21 protein-coding genes and 1 pseudogene are annotated in these 20,206 nt (G+C 66.8%); 12 read left to right on the top strand and 10 right to left on the bottom strand.

The window, feature by feature from the left end; translation table 11 throughout:
• Both MKK51_RS05780 and MKK51_RS05785 read left to right on the top strand, forming a co-directional pair.
• A pseudogene (locus tag MKK51_RS05780) lies at nt 1-238 on the top strand (oxalate/formate MFS antiporter); the annotation flags it as partial.
• 106 nt (nt 239-344) lie between these two features.
• Nucleotides 345-662, top strand: a complete 318-nt coding sequence (locus MKK51_RS05785; RefSeq protein WP_243975601.1) for a hypothetical protein — start codon at nt 345-347, stop codon at nt 660-662.
• A gap of 780 nt (nt 663-1,442) precedes the next feature.
• Here the strand turns inward: MKK51_RS05785 and frc are convergent.
• Both frc and MKK51_RS05795 read right to left on the bottom strand, forming a co-directional pair.
• Nucleotides 1,443-2,693, bottom strand: a complete 1,251-nt coding sequence (frc, locus tag MKK51_RS05790) for a formyl-CoA transferase (protein WP_243975603.1) — start codon at nt 2,691-2,693, stop codon at nt 1,443-1,445.
• Nucleotides 2,694-2,818: 125 nt separating this feature from the next.
• On the bottom strand, nt 2,819-3,262 hold the full coding sequence (locus MKK51_RS05795) for a PAS domain-containing protein (RefSeq protein WP_243975605.1): 444 nt from the start codon (nt 3,260-3,262) through the stop codon (nt 2,819-2,821).
• 405 nt (nt 3,263-3,667) lie between these two features.
• Between MKK51_RS05795 and MKK51_RS05800 the strand changes: the two genes are divergently transcribed.
• The 3 genes from MKK51_RS05800 (at nt 3,668) to MKK51_RS05810 (ending at nt 5,293) form a co-directional block, all read left to right on the top strand.
• Complete coding sequence (locus tag MKK51_RS05800) at nt 3,668-4,111, top strand: OsmC family protein (protein WP_243975607.1); 444 nt, start codon at nt 3,668-3,670, stop codon at nt 4,109-4,111.
• 82 nt (nt 4,112-4,193) lie between these two features.
• A complete protein-coding gene (locus MKK51_RS05805) occupies nt 4,194-4,562 on the top strand; it encodes a YybH family protein (RefSeq protein ID WP_243975609.1) in 369 nt (122 codons plus the stop codon).
• Between the two features lie 35 nt (nt 4,563-4,597).
• Nucleotides 4,598-5,293 carry an alpha/beta hydrolase gene (locus MKK51_RS05810; RefSeq protein ID WP_243975611.1) on the top strand — a complete coding sequence of 232 codons (696 nt, stop codon included), beginning with the start codon at nt 4,598-4,600 and terminating at the stop codon, nt 5,291-5,293.
• 24 nt (nt 5,294-5,317) lie between these two features.
• On the opposite strand, the gene glp is transcribed toward MKK51_RS05810, so the two are convergent.
• The 8 genes from glp to MKK51_RS05850 all read right to left on the bottom strand — a co-directional run bounded on the left by glp (nt 5,318) and on the right by MKK51_RS05850 (nt 14,085).
• On the bottom strand, nt 5,318-6,547 hold the full coding sequence (gene glp, locus MKK51_RS05815) for a gephyrin-like molybdotransferase Glp (protein ID WP_243975613.1): 1,230 nt from the start codon (nt 6,545-6,547) through the stop codon (nt 5,318-5,320).
• Nucleotides 6,544-7,029, bottom strand: coding sequence for a cyclic pyranopterin monophosphate synthase MoaC (gene moaC / locus MKK51_RS05820; RefSeq protein WP_243975615.1), 486 nt, complete (start codon nt 7,027-7,029; stop codon nt 6,544-6,546). The genes glp and moaC overlap by 4 nt, the downstream gene beginning before the upstream one ends.
• Nucleotides 7,026-7,883 (bottom strand): indole-3-glycerol phosphate synthase TrpC, encoded by an 858-nt coding sequence (gene trpC, locus MKK51_RS05825; RefSeq protein ID WP_409565627.1) that lies wholly within the window; start codon nt 7,881-7,883, stop codon nt 7,026-7,028. The genes moaC and trpC overlap by 4 nt, the downstream gene beginning before the upstream one ends.
• 11 nt (nt 7,884-7,894) lie before the next feature.
• Nucleotides 7,895-8,908, bottom strand: coding sequence for an anthranilate phosphoribosyltransferase (trpD, locus tag MKK51_RS05830; RefSeq protein ID WP_243975616.1), 1,014 nt, complete (start codon nt 8,906-8,908; stop codon nt 7,895-7,897).
• A 37-nt stretch (nt 8,909-8,945) separates the two neighbouring features.
• Nucleotides 8,946-9,560, bottom strand: coding sequence for an anthranilate synthase component II (locus tag MKK51_RS05835; protein WP_243975618.1), 615 nt, complete (start codon nt 9,558-9,560; stop codon nt 8,946-8,948).
• Between the two features lie 76 nt (nt 9,561-9,636).
• Nucleotides 9,637-10,557, bottom strand: a complete 921-nt coding sequence (locus tag MKK51_RS05840; protein ID WP_243975620.1) for an alpha/beta hydrolase — start codon at nt 10,555-10,557, stop codon at nt 9,637-9,639.
• A gap of 98 nt (nt 10,558-10,655) precedes the next feature.
• Nucleotides 10,656-12,176 carry an anthranilate synthase component I gene (gene trpE, locus MKK51_RS05845; RefSeq protein WP_243975622.1) on the bottom strand — a complete coding sequence of 507 codons (1,521 nt, stop codon included), beginning with the start codon at nt 12,174-12,176 and terminating at the stop codon, nt 10,656-10,658.
• A 7-nt stretch (nt 12,177-12,183) separates the two neighbouring features.
• A complete protein-coding gene (locus MKK51_RS05850; RefSeq protein ID WP_243975624.1) occupies nt 12,184-14,085 on the bottom strand; it encodes a peptidylprolyl isomerase in 1,902 nt (633 codons plus the stop codon).
• A gap of 194 nt (nt 14,086-14,279) precedes the next feature.
• On the opposite strand from MKK51_RS05850, the gene tpiA reads away from it, so the two are divergent.
• The 7 genes from tpiA (at nt 14,280) to MKK51_RS05885 (ending at nt 20,198) form a co-directional block, all read left to right on the top strand.
• Nucleotides 14,280-15,041, top strand: a complete 762-nt coding sequence (gene tpiA, locus MKK51_RS05855; protein WP_243975625.1) for a triose-phosphate isomerase — start codon at nt 14,280-14,282, stop codon at nt 15,039-15,041.
• 152 nt (nt 15,042-15,193) lie between these two features.
• Nucleotides 15,194-15,562 carry a preprotein translocase subunit SecG gene (secG, locus tag MKK51_RS05860; protein ID WP_227440150.1) on the top strand — a complete coding sequence of 123 codons (369 nt, stop codon included), beginning with the start codon at nt 15,194-15,196 and terminating at the stop codon, nt 15,560-15,562.
• A 159-nt stretch (nt 15,563-15,721) separates the two neighbouring features.
• A complete protein-coding gene (locus MKK51_RS05865; RefSeq protein ID WP_243975626.1) occupies nt 15,722-17,350 on the top strand; it encodes a CTP synthase in 1,629 nt (542 codons plus the stop codon).
• 15 nt (nt 17,351-17,365) lie between these two features.
• Nucleotides 17,366-17,764, top strand: a complete 399-nt coding sequence (locus MKK51_RS05870; protein ID WP_243975627.1) for a DUF350 domain-containing protein — start codon at nt 17,366-17,368, stop codon at nt 17,762-17,764.
• A gap of 120 nt (nt 17,765-17,884) precedes the next feature.
• Nucleotides 17,885-18,523 carry a DUF1190 domain-containing protein gene (locus tag MKK51_RS05875; RefSeq protein ID WP_243975628.1) on the top strand — a complete coding sequence of 213 codons (639 nt, stop codon included), beginning with the start codon at nt 17,885-17,887 and terminating at the stop codon, nt 18,521-18,523.
• A complete protein-coding gene (locus tag MKK51_RS05880) occupies nt 18,523-19,692 on the top strand; it encodes a glutathionylspermidine synthase family protein (RefSeq protein ID WP_243975629.1) in 1,170 nt (389 codons plus the stop codon). The genes MKK51_RS05875 and MKK51_RS05880 overlap by 1 nt, the downstream gene beginning before the upstream one ends.
• 53 nt (nt 19,693-19,745) lie before the next feature.
• Nucleotides 19,746-20,198, top strand: coding sequence for a DNA polymerase III subunit chi (locus MKK51_RS05885; protein WP_243975630.1), 453 nt, complete (start codon nt 19,746-19,748; stop codon nt 20,196-20,198).
• Nucleotides 20,199-20,206 lie beyond the last annotated feature (8 nt).

Consider the following 20,206-nt stretch of genomic DNA (forward strand, 5'->3'; position numbering starts at 1 on the left):
CAATGCCGGACTGCTCTACACCGCCAAGGGAACAGCCGCCCTCCTCGTGCCCGTGGCCAACTACCTCCAGCAGGCCACAAACAGCTGGGACGGCGTCTTCCTCGTCGCAGCCGGCGCCAACATCCTCGCCTCCCTCCTCGCTATCGCCGTGCTGAAGCCATGGCGCAAGCGTGTGGTGGCCCAGGCACTGGCCGTCTCCGACGAGGCCAAGCCGGCCCCCCGCGTGGTCGCAGCCTGATCTCAGGCCGAGCGACCGACCATGACTGAGTGCGGGGGCCGGACGCCACGTCCTGGCCCCCGCACCCGTTTCAGACCCCCGTGCTTGCCCCCGCAGGAGATGTCCGATGCCGCCGACCTGGCGCCCGATGCACACGGCCCCGCAGATCGTCGAGCGGATCTGGCTCAATCATCGGACCCTCGGCCCGATCCTGGCCGAGGGCCGCCTCGGCCGCTGGTACGCCCCGAGCGCGGCCCGACAGGTCTGGCGCTGGTATCGACCGGCCGAGCCGAACAATCTGGAACCCTTCGCCGGTTGGCTCCCCTACGAAGCACTCGTGGCTGATGAAGAGGACGCAGCGGCGCCGGATGACACAGTTCGCGGTCTCCCGGCTTCCCGTCCCGTCGCAAGGCATCAGGGCCGCACCACATCTCTCGGGGGATAGACCGTACGGCGGCCGGACCCGGCATGGCTGAGGCCGCGCTCGTTCCGCCCACCAACCGAGCCAACTCTCCACGCTGGTCATGCCAAGGCTGACCCACCGATGACATGGCAGAGAGTGCTTGGTTGCCGACTCGCCAGTTCGCATTCCGCGCCCAAACGATAAGCTCGCTGATGACGACATGCGATCGATCGTCCCCTCGTCGACCGCCATCCCGATCCACGCCAGGAATGTCATGGCCTCAGAACCGCGACCGCTCATGGCGCTTGCCGTCCGCCTGAGAGATGCAATCGTGGCGCCCTGTGACGTGAGGGCCATCGGCTGTTTTTTGCGGTGAACGACGGCGGCTTGCCCGCGAGAGCGACAGGCTGGATCTCTTCACCTGGAAGAGGGCGCCACGGATATGTAGGCCCTCACCGCTCGGGACCCACACCTTGACATGGTGATCTGTCTCGCGACCATCGGCCATCGTCTCACGATCACCTCGTCGGTCGTCGTCCGCAGGGCGTTCAGTCCGGCCTATAGGCTGCCGGTCGCGCCGCTCCATTGTTTGGTCCTCGTCGCCGGCCTGCGGTGCGTGAGGACGTCGTTGGGGCAGGAAGCCACCGGTTCCGCGTGTCGATCCTTCGCCTGGACAGGGCCGCCCGATCGCCGAGCCCTGTCATGGGCGGACATGAGGATGGGTCCGCCCGTCCCACTCCAAAAGAAAACGGCACGCCTCGCGGCGCGCCGTCCTTCTCGATTCCGTGGCCCGTCCCGGGACAGGGCCGCCGTGCATCCCCCTCAGACGGCGCGGGCCTGGTGCAGGCGCTCGATCTGCTGCTGGGTATAGCCGAGGTCGAGCAAGACCTCGTCGGTATGCTCGCCGAGGAGCGGCGACGACTTGATCTCCACCGGCATGTCGGAGAACTTGATCGGGCTTCCGACGGTGAGATACGAACCGAGCTTCGGGTGCTGGACCTCGACGATGGTGCCGCTGGCGCGAAGCGAGGGATCCACCGAGAGTTCCTTCATCGACAGGACCGGCGAGCACGGGATGTCGAACTTGCGCAGGATATCGACGGCCTCGAACTTGGTCTTGTCGGCGAGCCACTCTTCGATCGTGCCGAAGATGTCCATGATCTTGTCCTGCCGGGCACGGGCGGTGTTGTAGGCCGCATCGTCGATCCACTCCTCGCGACCGATCGCCTTGCAGATCGGAGCCCAGGCATGGCCCTGGATCGTGAAGTAGATGTAGGCGTTGGGATCGGTCTCCCAGCCCTTGCACTTCAGCACCCAGCCAGGCTGGCCGCCGCCGCCGGCATTGCCGCCGCGCGGCACCACGTCAGTGAACTCGCCGTGCGGATACTGGGGATACTCCTCGAGGTAGCCGAGGGCGTCCAGGCGCTGCTGGTCGCGCAGCTTCACGCGGCAGAGGTTCAGCACCGAATCCTGCATCGACACGGCGACCTTCTGTCCCTTGCCGGTCTTGTTCTTCTGGTGGAGCGCCGTGAGGATACCGATGGCCAGATGCATGCCGGTGTTGGAATCGCCGAGCGCTGCGGCGCTCACGGTGGGGGGGCCGTCCCAGAAGCCGGTGGTGGAGGCGGCGCCGCCGGCGCACTGCGCCACGTTCTCGTAGACCTTCAGATCCTCGTAATGGTGGCCGTCCGAGAAGCCCTTCACCGAGGCCAGGATCATGCCCGGGTTGAGTTCCTGGATGCGGGCCCATGAGAAGCCCATGCGGTCCAGCGCGCCGGGTCCGAAATTCTCCACCATCACGTCCGACTGCTTGATCATGTTCTCGAGGACTTCCTTGCCCTCGGGGGTCTTCGTGTCCAGCGTCAGCGAACGCTTGTTGGAGTTGAGCATGGTGAAGTAGAGCGCGTCGGCATCGTCCACGTGGCGAAGCTGGTTGCGAGTCACGTCGCCGGAACCGGGACGCTCGACCTTGATCACATCGGCGCCGAACCAGGCGAGGAGCTGCGTGCAGGCCGGGCCAGCCTGGACGTGCGTGAAATCGATGATCTTGGTGCCTTCAAGCGGCTTGCTCATCTCGACGTTCTCCCTTTCGATCGTCATGCAACGATAATGGATCGGATAGCTCGAATGCCCGGTTCTGATCCGGAACTCGTGTTGGCCCCTAGTCTGGCGAAACCTTTGGATCTGCGTGCCACCACCTAAGCGGCGGCGCTTTCGAGCTCGCTCAGACGCTTGCGCATCTGGCGTTCGTCGTTCCAGCGCCGGGTCTCATCGCGGATGATGGCGAGGATACCGGTCACCGTGCCGTCGGGACCGTGGAGGAGGCCAACGGTGAAGGCGATCGAGAGTGATCGGCCGTCCTTGTGGAGCGCCGGCACGCGCAGCACCTCGGTGCCGTAACGGGTGATGCCGGTCCGCATCGTCTTGGCGTAACCATCCCAGTGACGCTGGCGCTGGCGTTCGGGGGTGATCAGGTCAAGGGACTGGCCGAGCGCCTCGGACGACGAGAAGCCGAAGATCCGTTCCGCCGCCGCGTTCCAGACGACGATGGCTCCGTCGGGATCGGAGACGACGATGGCATCCCCGGCTGCTTCGACGAGTTGCGAGACGTCGATGCCGGCGTGAACAGCTTGGTCCGACATGACTTGCTTCGCGTCTTCGATGGAAACTGCGTTCATTGACGTCGCCGGCCGGCCCGGCGGTCAGGCGCGATGGAACGGTTCGCCGAGGCTCCACGGCGCCAAGCCCGAAGTCGTCGTCCGAAGACAAGCTTCTGCCCAAGACATGCTGCGGGTACGAATGCTGCAATGCATCATTGTGATCGCTTCCTCCATTTCGCGGAAAGGTCAAACCCCGCCCGAGAGATGTTCCGCGCACTTGCTTTTTCTGTGCGTCTACTGTTGGTATTTGGTATGCCAATGATCGACGGCTGTCAACACGGATGCGGGAGCGGCGAATGAAAGGGAACTTGACCACGTTCGCCGATCGTTGCCTTGCCGCCACGTCCGGGAGGCGGCGGCGAAGCAAGCCTCGAGGAGACGTCCCGGATGGGCAGTGACGGCAGCATCACCATCAGGCAGATTGAGGGCTATCGGTTCGAGATCGATTTCGGAGAGGCTTTCCCGAACCTCGCCGTCGATGAGGCTCCGCCGTATGGCGGGGGGGAGGGGCCCTTCCCCGAGCAGATACTGGTTGCGGGCGTCACCAACTGCCTCTGCGCCAGCCTGGTCTTCGCTCTCGGAAAGTTCAAACAGGACGCCCCGGGGCTCGCCGCACGATCAAGCTTTCGCGTGGAGCGCAATGCGGAGGGCCGACTCAGGATCAGTGGGATCGAGGTGGGGATCGCGCTTGGCGCTTCGGCGGAGACGATGCCGCGGCTCGATCAGGTTCTCGAACAGTTCGAGCGCTTCTGTACCGTCTCCGAGAGCGTGAAAGCGGGGATTCCCGTCACCGTGGCGGTGCGCGACTCGGAAGGTACCTTGTTGAAATAGCTGAAAACCAGGGAACGCAATGTTTCAGCCTCAAGGACCGAAGCGTTCAAGAAGACCCGTAAGACAACCGGAAGGAAACGCCATGGCACACGCGCGTGCGCAATCTCCCGAAGACCTCGCCCGTCTCTTCAACGAGCGGGCCAATGCCGGCGACGTGGAGGGGCTGGTCGCTCTCTACGAACAGGACGCGGTACTTGCCGCCGGAAAGGTGGTGGCGACGGGGCAGCAGGAGATCCGCACTTTCTACACCGATCTGCTGGCCCGTCGCTCCGAGTTTCCGGCCGCCGAGGCCCTCCCAAGCATCCGTAACGGATCTGTCGCGATGACCTTCGCGCGTCTGCCGAACGGAACGATCTCGGTCGAGACGGCACGGTTGCAGGACGACGGCGGCTGGCTCTGGATCATCGACCAGCTGAAGATCAAGCCGGCAACCGAGTCCAAGCCGGAATAGCGCGACATGACACGGGCTGCCGCGAGGTTCACCACATGATCGATCCACGACTTGCCGGGCGGCTCACCTTCGCGCATCGCCTCGCAACCAGGGAACCGATGCCGCCGGGCCGCCATCCCCTCGGCGTCTTCGACGAGCGCGACGCCATTCTGGTGGTCCCGCCGGGAATCAATCCACGCAGGCCGACACCACTCGTCGTTCTCTTCCATGGCGGAGGCGGCAGCGCGGAGAAGATCTTGCCCATGCTCGAGGAGCACGCCGCTGCACGTGGATTTCTTCTTCTCGTTCCGCAATCCCTGTTCCCGACCTGGGATCTCGTCATCGGCGGTCATGGGCCGGACCGCGAACGGCTCGATCTCGCTCTGACGGATGTGGCGTCGCGCTACATGCTCGACCCGTTGCACATCGTCTTCGCCGGCCATTCGGATGGGGGCAGTTACGCCCTCTCCGCCGGCCTCGCCAACGGCCATGTGGTGACCCACCTCGTCGTGTCGTCGGCGGGATTCCTTTCCGTGCACCTGCAATCCGGATCACCGCGCATTTTCATCTCGCACGGGACACGGGACGAGCAGATCCCTATCGATCGCAGTGCGCGGGTGCATACGGCCCGGTTGAGAGAGGCCGGCTACGACGTGACGTCGGTGGAGTATGACGGCCCGCATGCCTACCAGCCGGCCATCGTGGCGCAGGCCGTGGATTTCGTGTTCGGGCCTGAGGGTGAGGGTCCTTAGAATGCCAATACCGGCAGGCGTCGATCAGAGAAGTGCCCGGTCCAACCGGATGATCCGGCACGGGTCGCCGCGCTTTGCCGCCGGAGCGCCGGGCGGGCGCACGAGGAGCGCCTCGGACTGGCCGAGGACCGAGAGCATCGAGGAATCCTGGCGCGTCTCGGCATGGACCGTGGGAAAGCCGTCCACCTTGGTCTCCACCCGGGCTCGCATGTAATCCTGTCGGATGTCGTTGGCCGGCATGTCGGCGCCGAGGATCGCCGGCTCGCTGCGGTCGGCCCCGGCCTTGGGGTCGCCGAGGAGGGCGCGGATCGCCGGCACGACGAAGAGCAGGCCGCAGACGACAGCAGAGACCGGATTGCCCGGCAACCCGATGACCATCATCGGCCCGAGGCGCCCATGCATCAGTGGCTTGCCGGGGCGTAGGGCGACGCGCCAGAAACCGAGTTCCAGCCCTTCGCGATGCAGGGCCGCCTGGACGAAATCGTGATCGCCCACCGAGGCGCCGCCGAGGGTCACGAGGAGATCGGCTTTCGCGTCCCGCGCCCGTGCGAGGGCCGCTTCGAGGGATGCGAGGCTGTCGCCGGCAATGCCGAGATCGATCGGTTCGGCGCCCGCTTCACGGGCGAGGCTCGCCACCGCCAGCCCATTCGAGGCGACGATCTGATCCCAGCGGGCCGGTTCGCCCGGTGCCACGAGTTCGTCGCCGGTGGCGAGGATCGCGACCCGCGGCCTGCGACGAACCGAAAGGGTGGCGTGGCCGCCGGCCGCCGCCAGGGCGAGGCGGCGCGCATCCAGGCTCTCGCCCGCCCGCAGGAGGGGATCGCCGGAGCGGAAGTCGAGGCCCGGAACGCGGATATGGCGCTTGGCCGCCACCGTCTCCTTCGCCGTGACCAGATCGTTCGAAACTTCGGCATTCTCCTGAATGAGGATCGTGTCGGCCCCCGCCGGCACCGGAGCCCCCGTCAGGATCCGCACGGTCTCGCCGGGGCCGATCGTGCCGGAAAAGCCATGGCCCGCCGCGCTCATTCCGATGAGCTTCAGCGTCACCGGAACGGTTGCGACATCCTCGGCACGCACCGCATAGCCATCCATGGCGGAAGCCGGGAAGGGCGGCTGCGTGCGCAGGGCGGACACATCCTCGGCCAGCGTCCGACCAAAGGCCTCTGCCACCGCCACCGTCTCGGCCGTCACCGGCTCGGCGGCACTGGCGAGGATGCGCGCGAGCGCCTCCTCTACCGGAATGAGCTTGCTCACGAGGCGTCCTCGGCCCGGTACGAGCCGGACTTTCCGCCATCCTTGGCAAGGAGGTGAATGCCTTCGATCCGCATGCCGCGATCGGCGGCCTTCACCATGTCGTAGATCGTCAGGCAGGCGATGGAGACGGCGGTGAGGGCCTCCATCTCGACCCCTGTCGGGCCGATCACCTTGACCTCGGCGGTGACGCGCAGGCCGGGTAACGAATCGTCCGGCTCGCATTCCACCCGGACCTTGGAGATCAGCAGCGGATGGCACAGCGGAATGAGTTCGTGCGTGCGCTTCGAGGCCATGATGCCCGCGAGCCGTGCCGTGCCGATCACGTCGCCTTTCTTGGCATCGCCTTCGCGGATCAGGCGCAGGGTCTCGGGCAACATCACCACCACGCCCTGGGCGCGCGCCGTGCGGGTGGTGGCGGCCTTGTCGGAGACATCGACCATGTTGGCGGCGCCCGCCGCATCGAGATGCGTGAGGGCGCTCATTTGCCGGCCTTACCGAACAGAAGGCGCTTCGTCGCCTTGGTCACGTCCGCTTCCCGCATCAGGCTCTCGCCGACGAGGACGGTGCGAAGCCCGCCCTTCTCCAGGCGAAGAACGTCGGCATGGCCGGTGATACCGCTCTCGGCGACGGCGATACGGTCGGACGGCACACCTTTGGCCACACGGATCGCCGTATCGAAGGAAACCTCAAAGGTCTTCAGGTTGCGGTTGTTGATGCCGAGCAGCCGGGTACCCAGTGGAATCGCGCGGGCGAGTTCCTCTTCGTCATGCACTTCCACCAGCACGTCCATGCCGAGATCGTGCGCGGTCTCGACGATGGCCAGCGCCTCGTCGTCGTCGAGGCACGCCATGATGGCCAGCACGCAATCGGCGCCCCAGGCCCGGGCCTCGAACACCTGGTACGGCTCGAACAGGAAGTCCTTGCGCAGAACGGGGAGCGAACAGGCGTCGCGTGCTTCGGTGAGGTATTCCGGCTTGCCCTGGAAGGAGGGTGTGTCGGTGAGCACCGAGAGACAGGTGGCGCCACCCGCCTCGTAGGCCGCCGCCAGGGTGGCGGGGTCGAAATCCGCCCGGATCAGGCCCTTGGACGGCGAGGCCTTCTTCACCTCGGCGATGAGGGCGGGACGCCCTTTCGCGATATGGGCGGCGATGGCATCGGCGAAGGGCCGAACCGGCGCGGCCTTCTCGATCCGCTTCTCCAGCTTCGCGAGGGGGACGCGCAGCTTGGCTTCGGCGATCTCGCGGCGCTTGTAGGCCTCGATCCGGGCGAGCACGTCTCGCCGGTCTGTGGCAGCCGGAGCCGAACCGACGTCCGCCATGGGTTTCGCCTCGCTCATCGACGCCTCTTTCATGAGTTGGAGACCGCGACGAGGCGCGCGAGGGTCGCTCTGGCCGTGCCCTCATCGATGGCGGATGCCGCGCGCGCCACGCCTTCGCGCAAGCTCTGTGCGGCACCGGCAACCACGAGGCCGGCCCCCGCATTGAGAACGGCGATGTCGCGATAGGCGTTGCGCTCGCCCGCGAGGACGGCGTTCAGCGCGTGCGCGTTATGGTCGGGATCGCCCCCGCGCAGATCCTCGAGGGTCCAGAGCGGCAGGCCGACCTCCCGCGGATCGATGGTGAAACGGCCGATCCGCCCGTTCTCGAGCGTGACCACCCGCGTCGGGCCGGTGACGGTGATCTCGTCGAGCCCGTCCGACCCGTGCACCGTCCAGACCCGTGTGCTGCCGAGTTCGCCGAGGACGCGGGTCAGGGGCTCCGCCCAGGCTTCGGTGGACACGCCCAAAAGCTGGCGCTCGACACCGGCCGGATTCGAGAGCGGGCCGAGCAGGTTGAAGATGGTCCGTGTCGGCAGTTCGGAGCGCACCGGCGCCACGTGGCGCATGGCGGCGTGATGGGTCTGGGCGAACATGAAGCAGAGGTCCGCCTGCGCGAGGCAGCGGGCCAGTCCCTCCGGGGCGAGACCGATCTTGACGCCGAGGGAGACCAGGACGTCGGCCGCGCCGGAGCGCGAGGTGGCCGCGCGGTTGCCGTGCTTGGCCACGGGTACGCCACAGGCCGCCGTGAGGATCGCCGCCAGGGTCGAGACGTTGTAGCTGCCGGAATGGTCGCCGCCGGTGCCGACGATGTCGATGGCGCCGGGTACGGGGGCCACCCGCACCATCCGCGCCCGCATGGCCTCCACCGCGCCGACGATCTCGTCCTCGGCTTCGCCGCGCACCTTCAGGGCGATGAGGAAGGCGCCGGCCTGGACCGGCGTCACTTCTCCCGAGAGCAGGTCGTCGAACGCGGCGCGTGCTTCGGCCCGGTCGAGACTCGACCCGGCCGCGACTTTCGCGAGGAGCGGCTTGAAAGTGTCCATGGCTGTTCGACGCGGTAAGTCAGTTCTGACTGACGCGTCAATGCACGCCGGCCCTTCGATTGTCACGTGCCTCGTTCCATGCGGCGGCGATGTCGAGGAAGTTGCGCAGGATCTGCGAACCGTGATGCGAGAGGATGCTCTCCGGGTGGAACTGGACGCCGTGGACCGGCAGCGTGGAATGTTCCAGCGCCATGATGAGCCCGTCCGCTTCCGCCGTGACGACGAGGTCCTGCGGACAGCCGTCGCGCTTCACCACGAGCGAGTGATACCGCGTGGCATCGAAGGGGCCGTTCAGACCGCGAAAGACCCCCGTGGCCCGGTGGGTGATGCTCGAGACCTTGCCGTGCATCGGCTTTGGCGCGCGCACCACGTCGCCGCCGAAAGCCTGCCCGATCGCCTGGAGGCCGAGGCAGACACCGAAGATCGGTATGTCGCCGGAGAGATCGCGCACCACATCGAGGCACACGCCGGCCTCGTTGGGCGTACACGGCCCCGGCGACAGGACCACAGCGTCGGGCGCGCGCTCGCGGATCTCATCGATGGTGATCCGGTCGTTGCGCACGACGTCGATCGATCCGCAGAGGGGCCCGATGAGATGGACAAGATTCCAGGTGAAGGAATCGTAATTGTCGATGACGAGGACGTTGGCCATGATCGCGCTTCTCTTGATCCCCCTCGTGTGACGAGGTGAGGGGGGAGGGTCAAGCGTTCTCGTGCCGCGCCCGCTCTCAGGCCCCGATCGTCGGATGCCGGACGGCGGTGCCGTCTCCCAGATGCGCGCGGATGAAGGCACCGGCGCTCGCCAGCGATTGCCGCCCCTCGGCGAGCTGCGGATAGAACATGTGCCAGGCATGGATCATGTGCGGCCAGGCCTGAAGCGTCACCGCGACGTCCGCCGAGGCGGCCAACCCGGCAAGGCGAAGGGAATCGTCCAGCAGGGTCTCGGTGGTGCCGACCTGGATCAGCATCGGCGGCAGGCCTTCCAGATCGGCGTGGAGCGGCGAGATCAGCGGGTTCGCAGCATCCCTCCCGGCGCGATAAGCCTCGGCGAGTTCCGTAAGGTATTCCCGCTGGATCAGGGGATCGACCGCCGCCTTGGTGTCCATGCTGGCGCCGGTCATCTCCAGATCGACCCAGGGCGAGGCGAGCCAGAGACAGCGCGGCAGCGGCAGGCCGGCATCACGCAGCGAGAGGGCCGTCGCCAGGGCCAGCCCGCCGCCGGCACTCTCCCCGGACAGGACGATGTTGTCGGGGCTGAGGCCCGATTCGAGGAGGAATCGGTAACCCGCCAGGGCATCGTCGAGGGCTGCAGGAAACGGGTGCTCCGGCGCGAGCCGATACGCCAGCGCCAGCGTGCGCGCCCGGGCGACGCGGCCCGTCTCGGCCATCATGTGCCGGTGACTGTCGAGCGAGCCGGACACGTATCCGCCGCCATGCAGGAACAGGACGACGCGAGCCGGGTCGGCCTCAGGGGTCACGGTCCATTCGGCCGGCACGCCGCCGGCATCGACGGGTGCGACCGTCACATCGTGGGGGAGGGGATAATGCGCGCCGAACCCGTCGAGCCGCTCGCGGCGCTCAGCGAGGTTCGACGACCGTGGACTGGCCGCGAGGAGTGCCCTGATAGCCTCGATCTCGGTCCCCGCCATCACGCTCCCCCGCGATTGAGCCCGGCCGATGTACAACCGATTCGATGTCTATCGGCAATCGCGGGACATGCTGCGCGTTGATTTCTCGCGCGGAAGCCTTACTGCCCGCGCCGCGCCCGGCTGGCGAACATCACCGCGTCTTCCGCCGCGCGGAACAAGGCTTTCGCCTTGTTCACGCATTCCTGCTGCTCGGAGGCCGGATCGGAATCGTAGACGATGCCGGCGCCCGCCTGAACGTGCATCCGGCCGTCTTTCACGATGGCAGTACGGAGAACGATACAGGTGTCCATTTCGCCGCGCGCACCGAAATAGCCGATGCAGCCGCCATAGGGTCCGCGCTTCTCGCGCTCCAGTTCGTCGATGATCTCCATCGCCCGGACCTTGGGCGCACCGGAGACGGTGCCTGCCGGAAACCCGGCCGCAAGGGCATCAAGCGCATCGTGGCTCGGATCGAGATCGCCTTCGACATTCGAGACGATGTGCATGACCTGGCTGTAGTATTCCAGGAAGAACGACCCCGTCACGGTCACGCTGCCGATGCGCGAGACCCGGCCGACATCGTTGCGGCCGAGATCGAGCAGCATAAGGTGCTCGGAGCGCTCCTTCGGATCGGCCAGCAGTTCCTCGGCCAGGGCCTTGTCCTCCGTCGGATTGGCGCCGCGCCGGCGCGTCCCGGCGATGGGGCGGATCGTGACGCGACCGTCGCGCACGCGCACGAGAATCTCGGGCGACGAGCACACCACCTGAAACGCCTCGAAATCGAGGTAGCACAGGAAGGGGGCGGGATTGGTCCGGCGCAGCGAACGGTAGAGAGCGAAGGCCGGCAGCGTGAACGGCGCTTCGAAGCGCTGGGATAGCACGACCTGGAAGACGTCACCGGCGACGATGTACTCCTTCGCGCGCGCGACCATGTCGAGATAGGTGTCCGGCGACGTGTTCGAGATCGGCTCGGGATGAGCGATGGAGCGGGGGTCGATCCGCGACTCCACCGGAAGCGGACCTTCCAGGATATCGGCCACCCGCTCAAGACGGGCGAGGGCGCCTTCATAGGCCGAACGCGCCGATACATTCGCACCCGGACGCACCGGGGCGACCACGGTGATGATGTCGCGCACGGCATCGAACACCACCATGATGCGCGGCCGGACGAGGATCGCGTCGGGAACGCCAAGGGGATCGGGATTCGACTCGCCGAGCCGTTCCATGGCGCGGACCATGTCATAGCCGAGATAGCCGAAGAGGCCCGCCGCCATGGGAGGAAGCTCGGTGGTGTCATCGGCTCCGATGGCGCACTCGGCGATGAGCGATCGCAGGCTCGCCAGCGGCGAGGCGTCGTCGGGTTCAAACACCGACAGGTCGCTGCCCCGTGCGGTCTCCGGCCGGCCGTCACGGCAGCGCCAGACGAGATCGGGGTCGAGGCCGATCATCGAGTAGCGGCCGCGTACCACACCGCCCTCGACGGATTCGAGGAGGAAGGCCGCGCCGGCATGAACCGCCCGCAGCTTGAGGAATGCGGCGACTGGAGTTTCCAGATCGGCCACCAGAGTCAGGTTGAGGAGGGACGGCCGCCCTGCCTCGTAGACTTCCGCGAAGGCGGCGTATTCCGGCTCCTGAAACATGGTCGGTTCAGTACTCGCCGCCGATCGCGCGCCGGAACGCCGTCTGGTTGACGGTGATCCCGACGCTCTTCTGAACGTCGGCGATGTACTCGCCGAGGATGTCGTCGATGAGGGTCGCCTGGAACCGCTTGGAGATCGCCTCGTCGGAAGGGCTGCCGGGCACGAAGGCGGGCATCGTCGCCGCCGTGACCTTGGCCACCACGCGCGATTCGCCGGATTCCACCGAGACGGCCTTGTCCACCGGAACGGCGAAGAGGCGGTTGACCACGTCGGCCGAGAGGCCGTCCTTGCCCTGGCTGCGGGCGATGTCCGTTGAGGTCTGCACCTGCACGCCGACCTCCGTCGCCAGCGCGTCGATGGATTCGCCCTTGTCCAGACGCTCGGTCAGGCTGCGGGCCTTCTCCGACAGGCGCTTGGCCACCTCGGCGGCGCGCCACTGCACGGCAGCCTGATCCCGCACCTGGTCGAGGGGCTTGTCATGGGCATGGTCGATGCCGGTGACGTCGATCCAGACGTAGCCGCCCGACTTGAGACGAAGCGCCTCGGTGTCGCTCCCGATCTCGGAGCGGAACACGATCGGCAGCGTCGTCTCCCGATCCGGGATGGAATCCACGAGCTGACCCGACGGATCCACTCCCTGGGCGCTCACCGCCGGCACCGTCACGAGGGTAAGGCCCCGCTCCTTGGCGATCTCGGCCAGCGGCTTGCTGTTGGCGCGCTCGTCCTCGATCGTGTCGTGGTCCTTCTCGACGGCGGTCTTGGCGCGCTCGAGAGCGATCGTCTTGCGGATCTCCGGCGCCACCTCCGTGAGGGGCTTGCGTGTCTCGGGCTCGATGGCGGTCACGCGGAGGAGTACAGTGCCGAAGCGACCCTTGACCGGCGTGCTCACGGTGTTCTGCGCCAGCGAGAACGCGGCATCGGCCACCGCCGGGTCGAACAGTTCGGCCTTCGTCAGGTTCCCAAGGGACAGTTCCTTCGCATCGACGCCGCGCGCGAGGGCAACGGCCTCGAACGGCTTCTCGCCGGATTCGATCTCCCTGCGCGCCGTCTCGGCAGAGGCCTCGTCGGGGAACACGATCTGCTGGATCGTGCGCCGCTCCGGCGTGCCGTATTGCGCCTTGGCGAGGTCGTATCGCTTCTGCACGTCCTCGTCCGTGACCGCGTCGGGCTTGGCCATCGCCTGCGGATCGAGGGCGAGGAGGGTCACGGCCCGATAGTCCGGCGCGCGGAAGGAGCTCTTGTTCTCGTCGTAGAAGGCCTTCACCTCCTCGTCCGTCGGTGCGGGAATGTCGCCCGCTACGGACGGAGGCAGCATCAGGAACGAGGCCGCCCGGCGCTCGGTGGTGTAGCGGTGAACGGCCTCGCGCAGGGCTGCGGGGACGTGAACGTCAGCGGCCACGGCCTCGGCGATCTGGAGCCGTCCGGCGGCGGCGCGCTGGTCGCGCACGAACATCGCCTCGTTGATCCCTGCGCGTTGCAGCGTCTGGAAGAACAGGGTCTGGTCGAAGGAGCCGTTGGCCCCCTTGAAGGTCGGCTCTTCCTGGATCGCGCGCAACACCGCCGCATCGGGGATCACAAGACCCAGGTCCTTGGCCTGCTGGTCGAGGGAGGCCTCGCTGATCAGCTGCGAGAGAACCTGCCGGTCGAGACCGAGGCCCCTGGCCTGTTCGGGCGTCAGGCTGCGTTGGAGCTGGCTCTGGTAGCGCTGCAGCTGCAGCTGGTAGGCCGACCGCACCGCCTCCGAGGTGATCTGCGTCTTTCCCACCGTGGCCACGGTCGTGGCGGAGTTCGAGCGGAAGAAATCTTCCACGCCGAAAATCGCGACGCCGGCGATGAGGAAGGTGAAGACCACCGTGAGAATGATCTTGCCGAGCCAATGCTGGCTCGCACTACGCATGTTCTGCAGCATCGGAACGTTCGAAAATCCGTCGTGATGGCGTGCCGGGGCACGGCTCCAAGCCGTCCGCGATAGACCATCCGCTCGCCTCAGCAAAGGCCGGGGCGATCCAGGGCTCTATGTTTGCGCCGGCAAGTCGGCTCTGTTACGGCCCCGCTCACGATCCGGTGAAGCCGGGACAGCAGCATCTGAGCGCGAGGGATACGATGTCGAAGTCGGGACGGCGGCCGCTGATCGCCGGCAACTGGAAGATGAACGGCCTGCGCAGTTCGGTTCCGGTGGTCGAGGCCATCCGCGACGGGCTATCGCCCGAACTCTGCTCTCGGATCGACGTCCTCATCTGCCCGCCCTCGACATTGATCTCGTCCTGCGTGGCGGCCGTCTACGGGTCGGTTGTTTCCATCGGCGGACAGAACCTGCACGCCAAGGCCAGCGGCGCCTTCACCGGCAGCATTTCCGCCGAGATGCTGGCCGATCTCGGCGCGAGCTACGTCATCGTCGGGCATTCGGAGCGGCGCGCCTATCACCACGAGACCGATGACGGCGTTCATGCCAAGGCTCTCGGCGCTCGCCGTGCCGGACTCTGCGGCATCATCTGCGTCGGCGAGACGCAGGAGGAGCGCGAAGAAGGTCGCACCCTCGACATCGTCCGTGCCCAGCTCGCCATCGGCGTCCCCAAGGGTGCCAAGGCCTCCGATACGGTCATCGCCTACGAGCCCGTCTGGGCGATCGGCACCGGCTTGACCCCGACGCCTTCGGACGTCGCCGAGGTCCATGCCTCGCTGCGCGAAATGCTGGGCCAGCTCATCGGAGCGGAAGCGGCGAAGGTGCGCATCCTCTATGGAGGGTCGGTCAAACCGGGCAATGCCCGCGAATTGATGGCAGTGGAGAATGTCGACGGGGCGCTGGTCGGCGGCGCGAGTCTCGTGGCCTCCGACTTCCTGGGGATCGCGGCCGCTTACGCCTGAGGCGACCTCCGCTGATACGCCATGCGGGATTTGGCGCGGGACACCATCTCGTGTAGGAGCCTGCCCTTCGCAGACGTTCCTCGACGGGTCGCGCCGGCCGCCGGATGGCAGCCCTCGCGGTTCACGGACCAGGAACATCGGACTGAATTGCCATGAATGCCGTCCTGATCTCGATTCACCTCATCGTCGTTCTCGCCCTCATCGCCGTGGTCCTGCTGCAGCGCTCGGAAGGTGGTCTCGGACTCGGCGGTGGCAGCAGCGGCGGCGGCGTGTCGGGCTTCATGACCGGGCGCGGACAGGCCAACGCGCTGACACGGGCCACGGCGATCCTGGCCGCTCTGTTTTTCACCACCAGCATGACGCTGGCGGTCATCTCCCATCGCAGCGCCGCACCGAAGTCGATCCTCGACGGAGCCGCCACGACCCAGCCGGTGGCGCCCAACGGCAATCTGCTCGAGACCCTTCGTCCGGGTCAGGGCGCGGCCCAGCCCGCGACCCCCGAGGCGCCCCAGTCGCGCTGATGACGGCCCCGCGAGGCGTGTCGGACCGGCCGCAACTCGCTTCGAACCGTCGCCGGTCCGCCTTGTCCACAGTTCGCGTCGATTCCGCCCTGCCGCCGTTGGCGGCGGGGTCGTTTGAAGTTTGGCGAATCACTCACCCTTGTTTATGAGCCGAAGCCCATGACGCGGTACGTATTCATCACCGGCGGCGTGGTTTCCTCGCTCGGCAAGGGTCTCGCTTCCGCCGCCCTCGCGGCCCTCCTGCAGGCGCGCGGGCACACGGTCCGACTGCGCAAGCTCGATCCTTACCTGAACGTCGATCCGGGCACGATGAGCCCGACCCAGCACGGCGAGGTGTTCGTCACCGACGACGGTGCGGAGACCGATCTCGACCTCGGCCATTACGAGCGCTTCACCGGCCTCGCCGCCACCAAGGCCGACAACATCACCACCGGCCGGATCTATCTCGACATCATCACGAAGGAGCGCCGCGGCGACTATCTCGGCGCGACGATCCAGGTGATCCCGCACGTCACCAACGCCATCAAGGCGTTCGTGCTCGAGGGCAACGAGGCGTTCGATTTCGTCCTCGTGGAGATCGGCGGCACGGTGGGTGACATCGAGGGCCTGCCTTTCTTCGAGGCGATCCGCCAGCTCGGACAGGAACTGCCGCGCGGCACCGTCGCTTTCGTCCACCTGACGCTGCTGCCGTATATCCCCTCGGCCGGCGAGTTGAAGACCAAGCCGACGCAGCACTCCGTCAAGGAACTGCGCTCCATCGGCATCCAGCCCGACATCCTGCTCTGCCGCTGCGACCGTCCGATCCCGGTGGAGGAGCGGCGCAAGCTCGGCCTATTCTGCAACGTGCGCGAGACTGCCGTCATCGAGGCGCGGGACGTCGCCTCGATCTACGACGTGCCGCTCTCCTACCGCGAGGCCGGCCTCGACCGGGAAGTCCTGGCGCATTTCGGCATCGAGCCCAAGGGTGAGCCGGATCTCGTGCGCTGGACGACGATTTCCGAGCGCGTGCGCAATCCCGAGGGCGAGGTCTCCATCGCCATCGTCGGCAAGTATACCGGCCTGAAGGACGCCTACAAATCGCTGTCCGAGGCGCTCACCCATGGCGGCATCGCCAACCGGGTGAAGGTGAACCTCGAATGGATCGAGTCGGAGGTGTTCGAGGGCGGTGATCCGGCGCCCTTCCTCGAGGGTATCAACGGCATCCTGGTCCCCGGCGGGTTCGGCCAGCGCGGCGCCGAAGGCAAGATCCGGGCGGCGCGCTACGCTCGTGAGCGCAAGATCCCGTATTTCGGCATCTGCTTCGGCATGCAGATGGCCGTGATCGAGGCGGCCCGCTCCCTCGCCGGGGTCGAGGACGCCAATTCCACGGAGTTCGGGGAAACCGAAGAACCAGTGGTCGGCCTGCTCACCGAATGGCTCAAGGGCAATGAACTGGAACGGCGCGCGGCCCAGGGCGATCTCGGCGGCACCATGCGGCTCGGCGCCTACAAGGCGACTCTCGGTGCGGATACCAAGATCGCCGAGATCTACGGCGGCACCGAGATCTCCGAGCGTCACCGGCACCGGTACGAGGTCAACATGGCCTATCGCGAGCGGCTGGAGGCCAAGGGCCTGCGCTTCTCGGGATTGTCACCGGACGGCCTCCTGCCCGAGACGGTGGAACATGCCGGCCATCCCTGGTTCATCGGCGTGCAGTTCCACCCGGAACTGAAATCGCGGCCGTTCGAGCCGCACCCGCTATTCAAGAGCTTCATCTCGGCCGCCATCGTGCAGAGCCGGCTGGTCTGAGCGCGGGACGGGCGCATGGTCTCGATCTCGGGTCTGCCCGCCTTCATCGCCTACGTGGCGGCGGCCTTCGGCCTAGTGGCGGTCTATCTCGCGGTCTACCTGTCGGCGACGTCTCATCGCGAGATCGCGCTGATCCGCGCGAACAACGCCTCGGCCGCCATCGCGCTGGGCGGAAGCCTCATCGGATACACGCTGCCGCTCTCGGTGGCGATCTACAACGCGCAATCGATCCTCGACTGCATCGTCTGGGGGCTGGTCGCCCTCATCGTGCAGATCCTGGTCTATTTCGTCGTTCGGCTGATCCTGCCGGATCTGTCTCGGCGCATCGAGGGCGGGGAGATGGCCGCGTCCATCCTGCTTGCCGCGTCGTCCCTGGCGGGCGGCATCGTCAACGCTGCATCCATGACCTACTGAGCCGGCGATCGGCGAATTTTTCCGCCGCCCGTTTCAAACGGTCAAGCTCGATCCTACATTCAGGTCCATGCGGCATCGTGCCGTGAGGGAGCAGGTCGTCGGAAGGCGACCCATACCGGGATGCCATCCGAGACCAGATCACCGACACCCGTCAAGCCGCCGCGCCTCATGCGCTCGCAGACGGTCACCCTCGTCATGCTGGCGGGAGCAGGCGCAGCCGCCTTCGGTCTGGCGCGCATCGATCCGTCGCAGAACGAGGAAGATGTGCTCGTCTACCCGAATGCGGAGGCTTGTATGGCCGGACGCATTCGGACGGACGCGGATTGCCGGGACGAGTATCTCACGGCCCGCGCGAGCTATCCCGGAGCCGCACCGCTCTACGCGACGATGATCGATTGCGAGGCGCATCACGGCGCGTCCCACTGCCTGCCCGGGGACGGCATCGTCCTGAGTGCGACCGGGCGCTTCGTTCCGAGGATGGCCGGCTACGTCATCGGCAGGCGGGCGGATCAGGAACTCACGCCCCAGCCGATCTTCGACCATGCGCCGACGTCCGTGAGTGCGGTCAGCGCCGGCCACTCGGGTAGCGCGGGCTATTGCACGGCTTGGGGCGGACGGATCACCACGTCTTCGGGCGGTGCGTCCTCCACTGCGCGGGTCGCCTCGTCAACGGTGCGCCAAGTCGCATACGGCGGCTTTGGAAGCACCGGCCGTTCGTTCTCGTCGCATGGCTTTTCGAGCCATGGAAGCGGCGGCTGATGCGGCGCGTGGCCATCGGCGAACGACCGGACTGGCGAGACACCGCCCGCCGGCATGGTTTCACCTTCCACACCCTCGATGGCGCGGCGTACTGGTCCGAGAGCCACGCCTACGCCTTCACGCTGGCCGAGATCGAGACCGATCTCGAAGGGCCGAGCGCGGAGATCCACGCCCTGTGCCTCGCCTTCGTCGCAGATGCCGTCGAGGACGAGCGGATCCTGGCCTCCCTCGACATTCCCTTCCATGCCCGGGATGCGATCCGCGCGAGTTGGAAACGGGGAGACCCCTCCCTCTACGGGCGCCTCGACTTCTCCTATGGCGGGGCATCCGCCGGGCCGGCCAAGCTTCTCGAATACAATGCCGACACGCCCACCGCCCTCTACGAGTCCGGCGTGTTTCAATGGCTCTGGCTGGAAGAGGGGCTGCGAACCGGCACGCTGCCCGAGGCGGCCGACCAGTTCAACTCCCTCCACGAGAAGCTGGTGGCCCGCTTCCGCGCGCTTCGCGGTGACGGCGCGCTGGCCTTCACCGCCTATGCCGATGCGCCCGAGGACAGGGGCACGGTGGCCTATCTCGAAGATTGCGCGCGCCAAGCGGGGCTCGCGACCCGCTTCCTCGACCTCGCCGATATCGGGCGGGACGAGGACGGACGTTTCGTCGACCGCGTTCACGCGCCGATCCCGCGGCTGTTCAAGCTCTACCCCTGGGAATGGGCGTTCGCGGATGCCTTCGGTGCGGAACTCGACGTGACAACGACCCGGTTCATCGAGCCTCCGTGGAAGGCCATCCTGTCGAACAAGGGATTGCTCGCGCATCTCCATGCCCGCGAACCCGGTCACCCAAACCTGCTGCCGGCCTTCTTCGAGGAGGATCCGAGAAAAGCTTCCCTCGGGACGTCCTTCGTCAAGAAACCCCTGGTCTCGCGGGAAGGCGCGAACATCCTCATGGTGCGCGACGGTGCCGTGCTGGCACAGGATCACGGCCCTTACGGCGGCGGGCGGCATATCCGCCAGGCGCTTGCCGTACTGCCGGACTTCGCAGGCCGCCGGCCCGTCATCGGCTCGTGGATGGTGGGGGACGAGGCGGCGGGCCTCTGCATCCGGGAGAGCGCGGGGCCGATCACCGACAACGCCGCCCTGTTCGTCCCTCATTTCATCGTGCCCGCCTGAAGAGCGGCATCCCGCCGCTTTCAAAACAGCGGCATTGGCCTATCCTGGGCCGCGTGACCGAGATCCTGTTCTACCATCTCCAGCAGCAGCCCCTCGAAAAGGTTCTTCCGAACCTCGTCGAGCGATCGTTGGAGCGCCAATGGCGCGCGGCGATCCAGGTATCGGGAGAGGAGCGGCTCCAGGCCCTCGACGATCATCTCTGGACCTATAGCGACGACAGCTTCCTGCCGCACGGGACGGACCGTGACCCGCAGGCGGCGAGCCAGCCCGTCGTGCTGACCCTGCAGGAGGGCAACCCCAACGCCGCCGCCATCCGTTTTCTCGTGGACGGCGCGCCGCTGCCGCCCGATGCGTCGGAGTATCAGCGCATCTGCGTTCTGTTCGACGGCAACGATCAGGACGCGCTGCTCGGTGCGCGGGCGCAGTGGAAGCAGGCGAAGGAAGCAGGCCATACCATCGCCTACTGGCAGCAGGACGAATCCGGCCGCTGGCAGAAAAAGGCGTGACCACGCCG

The organism is Methylobacterium sp. E-045 (assembly GCF_022829685.1).
GTDB lineage: Bacteria > Pseudomonadota > Alphaproteobacteria > Rhizobiales > Beijerinckiaceae > Methylobacterium.

Excerpts from the sequence above, each read along its gene's own strand:
- MKK51_RS05800 (WP_243975607.1), top strand. The coding sequence starts at position 3,668 with ATGGGCAGTGACGGCAGCATCACCATCAGGCAGATTGAGGGCTATCGG.
- MKK51_RS05810 (WP_243975611.1), top strand. The coding sequence starts at position 4,598 with ATGATCGATCCACGACTTGCCGGGCGGCTCACCTTCGCGCATCGCCTC.
- moaC (WP_243975615.1), bottom strand. The coding sequence starts at position 7,029 with ATGAGCGCCCTCACGCATCTCGATGCGGCGGGCGCCGCCAACATGGTC.
- MKK51_RS05850 (WP_243975624.1), bottom strand. The coding sequence starts at position 14,085 with ATGCTGCAGAACATGCGTAGTGCGAGCCAGCATTGGCTCGGCAAGATC.
- trpE (WP_243975622.1), bottom strand. The coding sequence starts at position 12,176 with ATGTTTCAGGAGCCGGAATACGCCGCCTTCGCGGAAGTCTACGAGGCA.
- MKK51_RS05875 (WP_243975628.1), top strand. The coding sequence starts at position 17,885 with ATGCCATCCGAGACCAGATCACCGACACCCGTCAAGCCGCCGCGCCTC.
- trpC (WP_409565627.1), bottom strand. The coding sequence starts at position 7,883 with ATGAGCGAGGCGAAACCCATGGCGGACGTCGGTTCGGCTCCGGCTGCC.
- trpD (WP_243975616.1), bottom strand. The coding sequence starts at position 8,908 with ATGGACACTTTCAAGCCGCTCCTCGCGAAAGTCGCGGCCGGGTCGAGT.
- MKK51_RS05840 (WP_243975620.1), bottom strand. The coding sequence starts at position 10,557 with ATGGCGGGGACCGAGATCGAGGCTATCAGGGCACTCCTCGCGGCCAGT.
- MKK51_RS05785 (WP_243975601.1), top strand. The coding sequence starts at position 345 with ATGCCGCCGACCTGGCGCCCGATGCACACGGCCCCGCAGATCGTCGAG.
- frc (WP_243975603.1), bottom strand. The coding sequence starts at position 2,693 with ATGAGCAAGCCGCTTGAAGGCACCAAGATCATCGATTTCACGCACGTC.
- MKK51_RS05870 (WP_243975627.1), top strand. The coding sequence starts at position 17,366 with ATGGTCTCGATCTCGGGTCTGCCCGCCTTCATCGCCTACGTGGCGGCG.
- MKK51_RS05835 (WP_243975618.1), bottom strand. The coding sequence starts at position 9,560 with ATGGCCAACGTCCTCGTCATCGACAATTACGATTCCTTCACCTGGAAT.
- MKK51_RS05880 (WP_243975629.1), top strand. The coding sequence starts at position 18,523 with ATGCGGCGCGTGGCCATCGGCGAACGACCGGACTGGCGAGACACCGCC.
- MKK51_RS05805 (WP_243975609.1), top strand. The coding sequence starts at position 4,194 with ATGGCACACGCGCGTGCGCAATCTCCCGAAGACCTCGCCCGTCTCTTC.
- secG (WP_227440150.1), top strand. The coding sequence starts at position 15,194 with ATGAATGCCGTCCTGATCTCGATTCACCTCATCGTCGTTCTCGCCCTC.
- MKK51_RS05865 (WP_243975626.1), top strand. The coding sequence starts at position 15,722 with ATGACGCGGTACGTATTCATCACCGGCGGCGTGGTTTCCTCGCTCGGC.
- tpiA (WP_243975625.1), top strand. The coding sequence starts at position 14,280 with ATGTCGAAGTCGGGACGGCGGCCGCTGATCGCCGGCAACTGGAAGATG.
- MKK51_RS05795 (WP_243975605.1), bottom strand. The coding sequence starts at position 3,262 with ATGTCGGACCAAGCTGTTCACGCCGGCATCGACGTCTCGCAACTCGTC.